Origin of the sequence: Rhodococcus sp. ARP2, assembly GCF_001029585.1 — a bacterium.
GTDB lineage: Bacteria > Actinomycetota > Actinomycetes > Mycobacteriales > Mycobacteriaceae > Rhodococcus_F > Rhodococcus_F erythropolis.
In genome coordinates, this window is record NZ_LEKE01000056.1 from 205989 (window position 1) to 217667 (window position 11679).

The window sequence follows — 11679 nt, forward strand, 5'->3', positions numbered from 1 at the left end:
TGCGTCTAATCCGAGCTGGGTGGAAGGTATCTCACGGTGGGTACTCCGCCGGGACCGTCCAGGCGGACTTCGGCATCGACCTGGTAGACCTCGGCTATCAGGTCGGCGGTGAGGACCTCGGTCGGGCTTCCGTGGGCAACGATGGAGCCACGGTTCAGCATCACTATCGAATCGCAGAACATGGCGGCCAGATTCAGATCGTGCAATGCCATGATCGTGGTGGTGGGCAGGCGACGCACGAGCGCGAGCAATTCGAGTTGATGGTTGATGTCCAGGTGATTGGTCGGTTCGTCGAGCAGCAACTCGTGAGGTTCCTGAGCGAGGGCGCGCGCGATCTGCACGCGTTGGCGCTCCCCGCCGGACAGGGTGTGCCACGACCGGTCGAGCATCCCGGAGAGGTTGGTGTGTTCGATCGCCGCGCGGACGGCGTCGCGGTCGGAACCTGAATGCCCGCCCCACAATCCGCGGTGCGGGGTGCGTCCCAATTCGACGACCTCGGCTACCGTCAGGTCGATCTCCGTGTTGCTGTGCTGATCGACGGTGGCAATCCGACGCGCGACATCTCGGCGTTTCCAATCAGGCAACGGAGTTCGGTCCAGAGTCACCTCCCCGATTGTCGGACGGTTCTGCCCGGCAAGCAGTTTCAGCAGTGTCGATTTTCCCGAACCGTTGGGGCCGAGAAGCCCCACCGTACTTCCGACGGTGGGGGACACGTCGAGGGCGTCGACTATGAGCGCCCCGCCGACCCGCCAGCTGACGCCGGCCGCTTCGAGTGTCATGGCCTGGCCTTTCGTCTCCAGAGGATGACGGCAAACGCAGGCACGCCGACCAACGCGGTTACCACACCAGCCGGGAGTTCCTGCGGCGCAATGGCTGTACGTGCCACAGCGTCGACCCAGACCAGGAAGATCGAGCCGATCAGTGCGGACGCGGGCAGCAGTCGCCGATGGCTCGGACCGACGAGAGCCCGTGCCGCATGCGGGAGGACGAGGCCCACAAAGCCGATGGCGCCTGCGACGCTCACGATCACCGCCGTCATCAAAGCTGTTGCCAACAACAGGGTCACGCGCACTCGCCACACGTTCACCCCCAGCGACGACGCCGCGTCCTCGCCGAAGGCAAAGGCGTCGAGTGCGCGGGAGTGAGTCAGACAGACCACGAGGCCGACGGCGACCACCGCAGCGCAGAGCGCGACGTCGAGCCAGTCGGCGCCGCCGAGTGAGCCCAGGAGCCAGAACATCACGCCGCGAGTCTGCTCGGGATCGGCCGAGGTGATCACGATGAACGAGGTGAGCGCCGAGAACAGTTGGGTCGCGGCGACTCCGGCCAGGATCACCCGATCCGGCGTGCCGCCGGCCGCATGGGCGAGCAGCAACACAAGGGCGAAGGAGATCACCGCGCCGATGAAGGCGCCGCTCGACAAGCCGATCACCCCCGACCCCACTCCGAGGATCACGATCAGTACGGCACCGGTCGAGGCGCCGGACGAGATACCGAGGACAAAAGGATCAGCCAGTGGATTGCGAAGCAGAGACTGCATGATCGCCCCGCACAGCCCGAGGCCCGCACCGCAGAGCGCGGCGAGCAGAGTACGTGGCAGACGAAGATCCCACACGATGCCGTCGCGGATAGGGGTGACGTCCGCCGCGGTACCGCCGAGATGGCCGACGACGATCGAGGCCACCTCACCGACCGACAGACCGGCCGGCCCCAACGTGATCGCCACGGCGGCCGACCCGGCCAGCGTGACAACACCGATCACCCACAGCAGGGTGACGGTCGTCGGGTTGTCACGCAGGCGAACTCTTGTCGTCATCTCACGCCGTAGACCACGTAGTCGTCGAACAGTTGCCAGACCGTTCCCGACTCTCGAAAACCTGCTTGCGCGAGCGCCGCCAACTGGAAGTCGACGGCAGTGGGCGCGGTAGCGTCGCGTCCGGCGAATCTGCGCTCACGCTCGTCGGTCAGTGGTCCGATGCCGGGAGTTGCCCGCAACTCCTCCCACCAGCTGTCCCACTCGGGAGCGCCGGCAGCAAAGGCGGAGCGTTGCGTCTGCTCGTCGTGAGCCTTCGCCCATCGACCGATGACGGGGGAGCGGCTGTCGAAGCGGAAGTGATCACCGTTGAGCAGGACTCCGTCAGGGCTCAGCAGTTCGCGGCACTGCCGGTACACCTCGACGAGCTGTTGCGGTTGTAACCAGTGCAGCGCTGTTGTCGACACTATCGCCTGCACCGGTGCAGTCACCGAAGTCGGCCAATCGGTGCTCAGCAGGTCTGCGTCGACCAGCTGCAGTCGGTCACCGAAACGAGTCGACGACTGACGGGCGACTTCCAGCAGCATCGGGTCGTAATCGATCCCCACAACGCTCGCGTGCTTGAACTTCTCGAGGATCCGGGCGCTCAGTGAGCCCGGTCCGCAGGCCAGGTCGACAACCGTGAACGGGGTGTGCGCGTACTGCAATTCGAGAACGTCGAGAATCGCGTCGAATCGCTTTTCGCGGTCGGCGATGTATGCCGCCTGCTGGTCGTCCCACTGACGCACCAGTTCACTGATCTCCGCGGACATCTAGACCACACCCAACTGGCGCAGCCCGTCGGAGAGCTGTTCGATGCCACCGACATTGCGGATCGAGGGGTCCATCGTCGTTCCCTCGAGGATGATGTAACGCTTGTTCTTCACTGCGGTGAGCTTGCTGGCGACCGGGTCCGATTCGAGGAACGCGATCTTGTCTGCGGCACTGTCGCCGTCTCCGCCGCGGTCGAGATCTGCGAGCACCAGCACGGTCGGGTCACGATCGAGCACACTCTCCCAACCGATTTCGGGCCAGTACTGTTTGTTGTCGTCGAAGGCGTTCTTCGCGCCCACCGCGTCGGTCATGATTCCCGGTGCACCGCAGCACCCGGCGAAGTACGGAGTCTTCGTGGCTGCGTACCACCACGCCAGCGTCACGTTTTCGGCTCCCAGCGACGCCGTGGCGGTGGCCGCGCGATCCTTCAAACTCTCGGTCAGCTCGACACCTTTGTCCTTGACGTCGAACAGTGTTGCCACGTCGCCGATTTCGGCGTACAAGTCGTCGAGTGTGAGGGCCTTGCTCTGCTCGGCATCCTGACCGGTGCACTCGCTGGGCGACTGGTACGTCGCGACCCCGAGGTCGGTGAACTTGGTCCGGTCGGCGATGCCTTCCGAGGTGAACGTGTAATTGAAGGTCGTGTAGACCATGTCCGGTTCGCGTTCGAGGACACTCTCGAAGGACGGGAACTCGGTGTCGAAAGCTTGAACCTGACCGCGTGCCTCACGTAATTCGGGGAGTACGTCGTCGTCGCTCATGGCGTAGCCGGCCATCCGGTCCTACACTCCCAGTGCGAACAGCATTTCGGCCGCAGGCTGATTTACCGCGATCGCCCGTTCGATCGGTCGCTCCACCGTGACGTCTCGGCCACAGTTCTGGACTGTCACGCGCGATTGTTCGGAAGAGTTGGATTGTCGGGCAGCACTGTCGTCGGAGGAGCAGGCAACCAACGACGCGCTCAACAAGGCCGCGACGGCAGCGGCGGGTAGGCGAAGTCTGGACAGACGCATGGAATCTCGTTCTCGCAGGGGCTCGTTCGCGGAGCCCGTTACCGTGTGAACAGGCGCCTGTTGACCCCTGCTGCCAGCCGGTATTCGGACTCGAGATCGCCCCACCCGAGCGCCTTCCCAGATTTTCATCCAGTGGCGTAAGCCCGGGCGGTCACCCTCACCGCTGCGCGTCAGTTCCGGATTCACACCGGATTCCCTGACCCCCTGTGTGGAGGTCCGCTGGCACAGAGGAACTTATCACCGCAGTGCACGGCCGGTCAGGTCGGCCGGTGTACGCGATCAGATCTCGATGGCCAGGTCGTCGATGTCGGTGAGGGTTCCACCGCCGGCGAGGATGCGCTCGTAGTTCTCGCGCCGACGGAGGTCGATTTCGGTGTTGCTGATGCCGCGCTTCCAGTATCCGAATATCGCGACGTCGTCTTTGTCGAGTCCGACGGTCGACCGAAAGTGCTTACGGATTGCGCGCATCTCGTTGCGTTCACCGGCTCCCCACACGACGTAGCTCGCGGGATCGGCGAGCTCGCGTGCTCGTACCGCCAGTGGGCCGTCGGGCTCGGCGAGATCTGCGCTCACGCGGTGAAGCTCCAGGCCGGGGAGGGCGGGCAGTTCGGCGAAAGCGACCTCGTCATCTGTTGTGACCCAGCCGATTCCGGCCACGCCGGTGGGTAGCTGCTCGATGATCGAGTACAGCGCAGGTATTGCGGTGCCGTCCAGAAAAAGTGCGATCCGTCGACCGGGAACGTCGGGGACCAAGAAGTGTGGTCGCGGACCGGTGAGACCGAAGGTGTCACCGATGGCCAACGCCGCTGCCCACCTCATCATCGGGCTGGTCTGTCCGTGCAGGACCACGTCGATGACGATCGATCCGGTGGCGGAATCGTAGGAACGCACCGTGTACACACGCGAAGCGTCGTCGAAATTGGGCCCGAGATTCATACGTACGGTGACGTTCGGGCGTGACCAGGTCGGATCGTCGGTCGACTCCGTCAAACGAGCCGTGATCCGCAGCAGGTGGTCGCTCGGTCGCTCCATTGCTTCGACGACGGCGAGAACGTCGATGAGTCCGCGATTGTGGTCAGCGGTTCGTAGGACGCTCGCCCGGGGAGTTGTTGTGCTCGTGGCGTCTGCATGTGTCATCGACTGTGCTCCTGGATCGGGTTTTCGAGATGCCATCAGGTTAGTGCTGCCTAAGTCGGCACAGTTGTCCAGAAGTGACATCTGATTACCTGAATCAAACCTGCGTCGCGAACAACGCGTTTGAGCGACTTGTACTCGCGCTGCTACGGTGCCTGTGATGTCCATACGCCGCTGTACTCTCGATTCCGGCCGTGCACTGCGCACGGCCCGATTCGGCGTAGCGACATTCCGCCGGGGGCGTAAGGCGATCGACCGCCGCCCCTCTGGTCTTGTCTGGATCGAAAGAGCCTTGGCCGCACCGGCCGGATCCGTCTGACATTCGCCACTTCGGCGAGCATTACCTCGCTGAGATTTCGCAGTGCCACACCTGTTGCAGTGCTGCGTATTTCCCGTACCTGAAGTTTCTCGCGGGTGAGTTGTGAGTGTCGGCGCCGCCGAGCCTGGATTACCAGCCAACTCGTTTTCGTGAAAGGTACACAGCAATGAATCGTTTCGAAGGTCGTCGTATTCTCGTCACCGGCGCAGGATCTGGAATCGGGCAGGCCACCGCGCTGCGGTTGCTCGCCGAAGGTGGCCGCGTGGTCGCTGCCGACATCTCCGAGAAGGGTCTGGCAGACACCCGGAAGTCGGCTGAACATGCCTCGACGGAGGGTCGTCTCGACACCGTCGTCGTCGATATCGGTGACGAGAGTTCCGTCATCACGGTTGTGGGTCAGGCAATTTCGGCTCTCGGGGGATTGGACGTACTGGTCAACGCCGCCGGGATATTGCGAGGCGGGCACACCCACGAGACCTCACTGGACTTGTGGAATCAGGTGATCTCCGTGAACTTGACCGGCACCTTCCTCGTCACTCGTCAGGCACTGCCAGCTCTCCTGTCCACCGGCAACGCAGTGGTGGTGAATTTCAGCTCCACCTCCGCAGCCTTTGCGCACCCGTACATGGCCGCATATGCGGCGAGTAAGGGAGGAATCCAGTCCTTCACTCACGCACTGGCTCTCGAATACGGCAAGCAGGGTCTGCGCGCCGTCGCGGTAGCTCCGGGCAGTGTGAAGAGCGGGATCACCGACACCACGGCGTCGTACCTGCCGGAAGACACCGACTGGTCGCTCTTCGGCAAGCTGTCGCCAATTCTGAGCACTGATCTGGAGTCCGGTGGTGCTCCCATGGCCGGGCCGGAAAGTGTTGCGGGAGTTATCGCGATGCTGGCATCCGACGATGGTGCCTTCATCACCGGCACGGAGATCCGTGTCGACGGCGGCACGCACGCCTGATTCTGTGTCCGTCTGACGGCCTGGCCTGGGGCAGGCCGTCAGACGTGAGCCGTCATTCTCGCGAGCGAGTGATAGCGGGGACGACGTAGGACTGATCGAGTACGGCGGGCGAAGGTTCGTACATTCTCAGGACCGGTCGGAAGTCTCCGCGCGGGCAGGGGAGCCAGTTCGCCTTCGCCGTGGCATCTTTCGGCTCCTCGTGACTGATTGTGATCGTCAACGCACCGTCGGCGTCGTGGACGATGCCGGGAGTGCGGTCGCCGATCGAGTATCGGTCGATGGGGTTCGCCACGAGGAAGAAGTCCGGCACCGAGTACATCGTCAGCGACCAGAAGGCGCTCACCGGCGGAGTGGGGTCGAGTCTGATCGTGTAGGTGCGGTTTCCGTTCAATTGCGTTCCCTGATCGTCGACGTAGGTCATGATGTACGCCGCTTCGTAGGGGTGGTTGCCCCACAGCCCGCCCTTGGCCGCCGCCGCTCGTTCGATGATTCGCAACCTGGGATCGGCGATCTTGAATTGTGGATCGTCGATTGCACCGACCTCGAAGTAGTCGAGGTTGTAGTCGAAGGCGTGGAAAGTCAGCTTCCAACCGTTGGCCTCGGGGCTGGAGCCGTGCGTGAGTGCTTCGTGCAGATTCTTCTCTCCGGCGGTCAACCCGTCCGCGAGCGCCGCAGCGTCGTCGGCAGACAGCGATACATAGGGAGAGGCCCCGTGCTCGGTGACTCCGATCGGTGAGAACGAATCCTGGAGTTCTCGATCGCGCGGGGCCGGCGGAAAGGCCTGCGACCAGATGCGGAGTTTCTCGAGGAAGAGGAGGTCCTGGCTGACCTCGGAGTCGGGGACCGGTAGACCGGCCGGAGCCCCGGCGGAGTCGACGACGGTCAGGGTGGTGGCGTCCTGCAAGGCGTGCACGGCGGGGAGGTCGTCGTCGCCGCCGCACGCCCACCGACCGACGATCGATGCAACGGTCGTGGGAAATCTGATCACTGTGGTCTGGGTGGTCGGGGTTCCGGTCCAGGTGGGTGGGACGAGAAGGAAGTCTCCGCTCTTGGTGCCGGTGGCACGGTGCCCGACGTAAGCGAAATTGTTTGTCCAGGCGTCGACGAACTGGAGGACGTAGTAACGGCCATCGGTATCGGGGACGTGCAGCGCAACGGGGCCGACAGAAAGGTCGATCTGCGCCATGGAATACACGGTGTCGTTGTTGATCGTGACAAAAGTATCTGCCGGGCCGGCGAGTGTGCGGGCGTGACTGAAGGTGTTGAAAGGTGCGGCGGGGTTCGCTCCGACACCGTCGTGAACGTACCGATGGACCTGGTCGAGATTGAAAACGAGGGGAAATCCGTAGATGTACGCCTGAGCTGCAAGCTCGGTGCGACTGGTGTCTGTCATCTCTGCCCTCTCGTAGTTCGTCGGTTCGACGTCCACCTTGCGGGAACCCTGCCGTCGAGGCATCACCCGCCGAGGGTGACGACGGTAGAGGGAGAGGCCATGTCGGATCAGGAAACAGCGGTGCTGACTGCAACTGCAGACGAGTGGAACGTCGCGATGTGCTCGAACGACGCCGAACGGATCGGCGACTTCATGGCCGACGACTGGGTGATCGTCTCGGAATCCGGGGTATCCACCAAGGCGGAGTTTCTGGGTTTCGTGGCCTCTGGCGACCTGACTCATTCGGCGATGGATCGCGTCGGGCGCGCTCGCGTGCGTTTCTTCGGTGACGTTGCGCTTTTCACCACGCGGATCACCAATACTGCGCACTACGACGGAAGGCAGTACGACGCCGAGGAGTGGACCACCGACGTGTTCGCCCGGCGAGACGGTCGTTGGCGCTGCGTGTTGAGCCACATCACGCCGGCCGTCGAGGCCAAGATCGAAGGCATCGAACCGTGAGGGATAAGAAAAAGAAAGGCCAATGTTTTAACGCCGACATTATTGGGTAGTAATACGAGTTTCGTATTGATGATGTCGATTATCGGATTTCTTGATTGTGAAGTTTTTGTAGTAGCGTCAGTTGAGTAGATCATTTCTATACGCATACCGGATGAGGTTCTCACATGATTGTTCTCGGCATTATTCTGGCGTTGATCGGCTTTTTCACGGGGTTGAGCATTCTGACCACCGTCGGCATCATTTTGGTCGTCGTAGGTGCAGTTTTGTCCATCCTCGGTGCTACCGGGCGTGCAGTGGGCGGACGAAAAGTCTGGTATTGATCGATACTGCGCGAGTAGCTGAGAAGGCGGTACCTGATCTCTTCGGAGATCGAGTACCGCTTTTTCGTTCTCCAATTGATTTTCGGTGTCTCTACCCGAAAGTATCGCTCTGAGCTGCGTCGGGTAAACATGAAGGATGCTTTCTCGAGATCATGCGGAAGAGAAACCTGTGGAGAGATTCAGGTTTCCTCGCAGATGGAATCAAGTTGACGAGTCACGCCGCGGTTTGGTGTTGGCGTGGGTGGCCTTCACACTGACGTTCGGTGGAGCACGTCTGGTGACCTGGTTGATCCAGATCGACACCAGGGACGTCGGCGACATCAGTGCCGGTGGGACGCACCTTCACCATTACCTGTGGGGAATTCTCCTGTTGGCCGGGGTGGCGATCTTCGGCCTCGTAGACCGAAGCCCTCGCGCACGAACATGGATGGGCATCGCGTTGGGTATTGCACTCGGGCTCATCGTCGACGAGGCCGCGTTGCTGATCACTCTCGACGACGTCTACTGGCAGAGCGACGGTTGGCCCAGTATCGCCATCGCAGTGTCGATCATCGGAGTTGTGGGAACCGGGCTGGCACTGACCCGAAGCGGAGCGGAGAGGCCTCGAGGTTGATCCGCCTACGGCACGGGTACTCACTCCCGTGCCGGGAAGTCGCGCGGATCGTGAGGTGGCTTGAATGGATCCCAGTTCCGCAGACCGTTCACCGGACTCCGAAAGTGAAGTCCAAGCCGTAGATCCGATGGTGGAAGCGGAACGCGAAGCCGCAGCATTGGCGACGCCTGTCCGGCCGCTGGGTGAACCCGGACCGAGATTCGACCGTCGGTCACCGTTCTTCATCGGTCTGAGCGCCGCGGCCGGAGTTGCCGTGACTTATGCGGTGATCGAAGTGCTGCTTGCGGCGCGAGGCATGCTGATCCTGATCGTTGTCGCGCTGTTTCTCGCGGTGGGCATCGAACCGATGATCGTCTGGCTGGAGCGGAGACATTTCCGGCGCTGGATCGCAGTCACCGTGGTACTCCTCGGAATTGCAGTGATGTTGGCGCTGTTTCTCGTTGCTGCGATCACCCCGCTGGTCGAGCAGGGACGTCAGTTTGCATCGCACGCTCCCGAACTCCTGACACACATTCGTGACCGGTACCCGATCGTCAACGACCTCGACGAGAAGTATCACCTCGAGCAGCACCTCACCACGCAACTGGATGGTTCGGGTTCTGCGCTCGCGACGGGTTTGCTCGGTGCGGGGCGGGCGGTGTTCAGCGCAGTCGCCGACGCCGGAATCGTTGCTGTACTGACGACGTACTTCTTGATCGACTATCCACGAATCCGCACGAATCTGTATCGGCTGGTGCCACATTCGCGGCGGCCCCGAGCAATCGCCATCGGTGATCAGATACTGGCAGGTGTGGGTGGGTACGTCCTCGGCAATGTTCTGATCTCCGTGATCACCGCAGTGTGCACCTTCGCGTGGTTGTTGATCTTCGATGTGCCGTACCCGTTGATCCTGGCGCTGCTGGTCGCTCTGCTCGATCTGATCCCGATAGTCGGTTCCACGATCGCAGGGGTTATCGTCGCCCTGGTCTCCCTGACAGTCTCTGTCCCAACGGCATTGGCGACAGTTGCATTCTTCATCGCGTTACGTCTGCTCGAGGACTACCTGCTCGTTCCGAAGATCATCGGGAAGACGGTAGCGGTCCCGGCGTTGGTGACTGTGGTCGCGGCCCTGTTGGGCGGAGCGTTGCTCGGTATTGTCGGTGCGTTGCTGGCGATTCCGGTCGCTGCGGCCTTGCTGTTGCTCGCAAGAGAAACGCTCTTCCCCCGCCTCGACGCTTCTTGACGGGTTTCTATCGGACGCTTCGCGCGCGACGCCGCGAACCAGGATTCGGCTTGGGGCACATCCGAGTCGGGATGGTTTCCCCTTCGTCGGTGATACGGAATACCGATACTTTCTCGCTACACCCGTGATTCAGATCGACCGCGTATGCGATGGCGGCGCGATCCGAGACGAAATCTTCCATCACCGTAGTACCGTCCGGTAGTTCGATTCTGTAGTTTTCCATGACTTACACAACCTTCTTTCGCTAAGACGATCCTACCCGGCCCGCGAAATGGCAAACCGTGGAACATAACGTGCGACAGTCAACTTCGCGCCGCGCCGGTGCAATGTTTCGACAGTTCGCCTGTGGGGTAGTGAGAGTCGGTCAGCCCGCTCAGGCGGTACGAATCGAACCATGGAGGATCCGCGCAATGAGCGCAGTATCGAAAGCGATGTACAAGCCACTCTCACTGGCGACGAGCGTCCTCGGCGGCATTCTGGCCGGCGCCGTCTTCCAACAGGTGTGGAAGCGCATCGGTGACGACAAGAATGCGCCCGAGCCAAAAGATTTGAGCAGGTCGAGTAAGGAAGTCCTGATCGCCGCCGCCCTGCAGGGAGCCATCTTCGCTGTTGTGCGAGCCGCTGTGGATCGTGCGGGGGCAAAGGGCTACCAGGCCCTTGCTCACGAAGATCCCCGGTAGGAACGCCCGGTTCGGTTCGAGTTCAGTCGACGACGGCCGCGATTGCCTCGATCTCGACCAGTTGATCGTCGTAACCGAGAACGGTCACACCCATCAGAGTGCTTGGGGCGTCGTGATCACCGAACGCGTCGCGGACTACCTCCCACGCAGCAACGAGGTCGGCTTGATTGCTCGACGCCACCAGGACGCGGGTGTTGATCACGTCGGTGATGGACGCGCCCGCGTCCGAGAGAGCTGTTCTCAGGTTGTCGACGGCCTTGGCTGCCTGTCCTGCGTAGTCGCCGATGGCGGCAGTGGAGCCGTCCTCGTTCAACGGGCAGGATCCGGCCAGGAAGATCAGTCGAGCCTCGGCGGGAGCCGTTGCTGCATAGGCGTATTCAGCGACCGATGAGAGTGATGTGGAACGGATCAGAGTTACCGACTTCGACATATTTTCCCCAAGGAATAGTAAAGTTTTGCAGCGAGTCTTTCACAGCGCGCCAGGGGTTGCCAATTCATTGTCGGACCCATCCATCCACGCTACGGCTACGAATCACTGTCAATGAGCCGAGAAGAAGAGCACGCAGCATCTGTCGACGAATGGCTGACAACCAAACAGGTTGCCGCACTGTTCCATGTCGACAGGACCACGGTGTCCAGGTGGGCGAGGGAGGGCAAGGTCGGCACTCTGAGAACGCTTGGCGGACATCGGAGATACCGACGTTCGGAGATCGAGAAGTTGTTGCGTAACCGTTTGACGACGCTTGATCCGAACTAGCCTCCGACATGAAACAGACAGGTCGCCGAGCACGATGAGGGCTCGGCGACCTGTCTGGTCAGGATGAAGTAATTACGCCTTGGGGACGCGGATGATGAGTGCGTCGCCTTGTCCGCCGCCGCCGCAGAGTGCGGCTGCGCCGATGCCGCCGCCGCGGCGTTGCAGTTCGAGGGCGAGGTGCAGGGCGATGCGGGCGCCGGACA

16 protein-coding genes, 1 pseudogene and 1 riboswitch are annotated in these 11679 nt (G+C 61.9%); of the genes and pseudogenes, 7 read left to right on the forward strand and 10 right to left on the reverse strand.

The genetic code is table 11. From position 1 onward, the window contains the following. Positions 1 to 5: 5 nt before the first annotated feature. From ABX74_RS15490 to ABX74_RS15510, 6 genes are all read right to left on the reverse strand, one after another. Positions 6 to 779: an ABC transporter ATP-binding protein gene (locus tag ABX74_RS15490; protein WP_019747215.1), complete on the reverse strand. Its 774-nt coding sequence runs from the start codon at positions 777 to 779 to the stop codon at positions 6 to 8. Continuing rightward, complete coding sequence (locus ABX74_RS15495; protein ID WP_020906481.1) at positions 776 to 1816, reverse strand: FecCD family ABC transporter permease; 1041 nt, start codon at positions 1814 to 1816, stop codon at positions 776 to 778. Before ABX74_RS15495 ends, ABX74_RS15490 begins: the two co-directional genes overlap by 4 nt. Continuing rightward, positions 1813 to 2565 carry a class I SAM-dependent methyltransferase gene (locus ABX74_RS15500; RefSeq protein ID WP_020906482.1) on the reverse strand — a complete coding sequence of 251 codons (753 nt, stop codon included), beginning with the start codon at positions 2563 to 2565 and terminating at the stop codon, positions 1813 to 1815. Before ABX74_RS15500 ends, ABX74_RS15495 begins: the two co-directional genes overlap by 4 nt. Continuing rightward, positions 2566 to 3342, reverse strand: coding sequence for an ABC transporter substrate-binding protein (locus ABX74_RS15505; protein WP_223257933.1), 777 nt, complete (start codon positions 3340 to 3342; stop codon positions 2566 to 2568). 6 nt (positions 3343 to 3348) lie between these two features. After that, positions 3349 to 3579 (reverse strand): hypothetical protein, encoded by a 231-nt coding sequence (locus ABX74_RS30635; protein ID WP_223257934.1) that lies wholly within the window; start codon positions 3577 to 3579, stop codon positions 3349 to 3351. Positions 3580 to 3636: 57 nt separating this feature from the next. Further along, positions 3637 to 3818: riboswitch (cobalamin riboswitch) on the reverse strand. 40 nt (positions 3819 to 3858) lie between these two features. Further along, entirely contained in the window at positions 3859 to 4716 is an 858-nt protein-coding gene (locus ABX74_RS15510) for a siderophore-interacting protein (protein ID WP_047889164.1), read from the reverse strand. Between the two features lie 482 nt (positions 4717 to 5198). On the opposite strand from ABX74_RS15510, the gene ABX74_RS15515 reads away from it, so the two are divergent. Next, positions 5199 to 5990 carry an SDR family NAD(P)-dependent oxidoreductase gene (locus ABX74_RS15515; protein ID WP_029254632.1) on the forward strand — a complete coding sequence of 264 codons (792 nt, stop codon included), beginning with the start codon at positions 5199 to 5201 and terminating at the stop codon, positions 5988 to 5990. Between the two features lie 52 nt (positions 5991 to 6042). Here the strand turns inward: ABX74_RS15515 and ABX74_RS15520 are convergent, their stop codons facing one another. Beyond that, a complete protein-coding gene (locus tag ABX74_RS15520; RefSeq protein WP_047889177.1) occupies positions 6043 to 7383 on the reverse strand; it encodes a DUF1254 domain-containing protein in 1341 nt (446 codons plus the stop codon). A 99-nt stretch (positions 7384 to 7482) separates the two neighbouring features. Here ABX74_RS15520 and ABX74_RS15525 point away from each other — a divergent pair, with 99 nt between their 5' ends. From ABX74_RS15525 to ABX74_RS15535, 4 genes are all read left to right on the forward strand, one after another. Beyond that, complete coding sequence (locus ABX74_RS15525) at positions 7483 to 7884, forward strand: nuclear transport factor 2 family protein (protein WP_029537656.1); 402 nt, start codon at positions 7483 to 7485, stop codon at positions 7882 to 7884. Between the two features lie 164 nt (positions 7885 to 8048). After that, complete coding sequence (locus ABX74_RS30420; RefSeq protein WP_003945564.1) at positions 8049 to 8204, forward strand: DUF6131 family protein; 156 nt, start codon at positions 8049 to 8051, stop codon at positions 8202 to 8204. Between the two features lie 136 nt (positions 8205 to 8340). Beyond that, positions 8341 to 8817 carry a hypothetical protein gene (locus ABX74_RS15530; protein WP_019747223.1) on the forward strand — a complete coding sequence of 159 codons (477 nt, stop codon included), beginning with the start codon at positions 8341 to 8343 and terminating at the stop codon, positions 8815 to 8817. Between the two features lie 64 nt (positions 8818 to 8881). Beyond that, entirely contained in the window at positions 8882 to 10039 is a 1158-nt protein-coding gene (locus ABX74_RS15535) for an AI-2E family transporter (RefSeq protein ID WP_047889165.1), read from the forward strand. A 7-nt stretch (positions 10040 to 10046) separates the two neighbouring features. Here the strand turns inward: ABX74_RS15535 and ABX74_RS15540 are convergent, their stop codons facing one another. Further along, entirely contained in the window at positions 10047 to 10262 is a 216-nt protein-coding gene (locus tag ABX74_RS15540; RefSeq protein ID WP_019747225.1) for a hypothetical protein, read from the reverse strand. Positions 10263 to 10449: 187 nt separating this feature from the next. Here ABX74_RS15540 and ABX74_RS15545 point away from each other — a divergent pair, with 187 nt between their 5' ends. Then, positions 10450 to 10719, forward strand: coding sequence for a DUF4235 domain-containing protein (locus ABX74_RS15545; protein ID WP_007734706.1), 270 nt, complete (start codon positions 10450 to 10452; stop codon positions 10717 to 10719). A gap of 22 nt (positions 10720 to 10741) precedes the next feature. On the opposite strand, the gene ABX74_RS15550 is transcribed toward ABX74_RS15545, so the two are convergent. After that, positions 10742 to 11149, reverse strand: coding sequence for a RidA family protein (locus tag ABX74_RS15550; protein ID WP_019747226.1), 408 nt, complete (start codon positions 11147 to 11149; stop codon positions 10742 to 10744). Between the two features lie 111 nt (positions 11150 to 11260). Here ABX74_RS15550 and ABX74_RS15555 point away from each other — a divergent pair, with 111 nt between their 5' ends. Beyond that, positions 11261 to 11476, forward strand: coding sequence for a BldC family transcriptional regulator (locus tag ABX74_RS15555; RefSeq protein ID WP_021333209.1), 216 nt, complete (start codon positions 11261 to 11263; stop codon positions 11474 to 11476). Between the two features lie 72 nt (positions 11477 to 11548). On the opposite strand, the pseudogene ABX74_RS29935 reads toward ABX74_RS15555, so the two are convergent. Then, a pseudogene (locus ABX74_RS29935) lies at positions 11549 to 11679 on the reverse strand (acetyl-CoA C-acyltransferase); the annotation flags it as partial.

Bases quoted from the DNA above. Each gene is read 5' to 3' on its own strand.
- ABX74_RS15510 (WP_047889164.1), bottom strand. From the start codon at position 4,716: ATGACACATGCAGACGCCACGAGCACAACAACTCCCCGGGCGAGCGTC.
- ABX74_RS15505 (WP_223257933.1), bottom strand. From the start codon at position 3,342: ATGGCCGGCTACGCCATGAGCGACGACGACGTACTCCCCGAATTACGT.
- ABX74_RS15525 (WP_029537656.1), top strand. From the start codon at position 7,483: ATGTCGGATCAGGAAACAGCGGTGCTGACTGCAACTGCAGACGAGTGG.
- ABX74_RS15550 (WP_019747226.1), bottom strand. From the start codon at position 11,149: ATGTCGAAGTCGGTAACTCTGATCCGTTCCACATCACTCTCATCGGTC.
- ABX74_RS15540 (WP_019747225.1), bottom strand. From the start codon at position 10,262: ATGGAAAACTACAGAATCGAACTACCGGACGGTACTACGGTGATGGAA.
- ABX74_RS30420 (WP_003945564.1), top strand. From the start codon at position 8,049: ATGATTGTTCTCGGCATTATTCTGGCGTTGATCGGCTTTTTCACGGGG.
- ABX74_RS15520 (WP_047889177.1), bottom strand. From the start codon at position 7,383: ATGACAGACACCAGTCGCACCGAGCTTGCAGCTCAGGCGTACATCTAC.
- ABX74_RS15545 (WP_007734706.1), top strand. From the start codon at position 10,450: ATGAGCGCAGTATCGAAAGCGATGTACAAGCCACTCTCACTGGCGACG.
- ABX74_RS15530 (WP_019747223.1), top strand. From the start codon at position 8,341: ATGCTTTCTCGAGATCATGCGGAAGAGAAACCTGTGGAGAGATTCAGG.
- ABX74_RS15555 (WP_021333209.1), top strand. From the start codon at position 11,261: ATGAGCCGAGAAGAAGAGCACGCAGCATCTGTCGACGAATGGCTGACA.
- ABX74_RS15490 (WP_019747215.1), bottom strand. From the start codon at position 779: ATGACACTCGAAGCGGCCGGCGTCAGCTGGCGGGTCGGCGGGGCGCTC.
- ABX74_RS15515 (WP_029254632.1), top strand. From the start codon at position 5,199: ATGAATCGTTTCGAAGGTCGTCGTATTCTCGTCACCGGCGCAGGATCT.
- ABX74_RS15500 (WP_020906482.1), bottom strand. From the start codon at position 2,565: ATGTCCGCGGAGATCAGTGAACTGGTGCGTCAGTGGGACGACCAGCAG.
- ABX74_RS30635 (WP_223257934.1), bottom strand. From the start codon at position 3,579: ATGCGTCTGTCCAGACTTCGCCTACCCGCCGCTGCCGTCGCGGCCTTG.
- ABX74_RS15535 (WP_047889165.1), top strand. From the start codon at position 8,882: ATGGATCCCAGTTCCGCAGACCGTTCACCGGACTCCGAAAGTGAAGTC.
- ABX74_RS15495 (WP_020906481.1), bottom strand. From the start codon at position 1,816: ATGACGACAAGAGTTCGCCTGCGTGACAACCCGACGACCGTCACCCTG.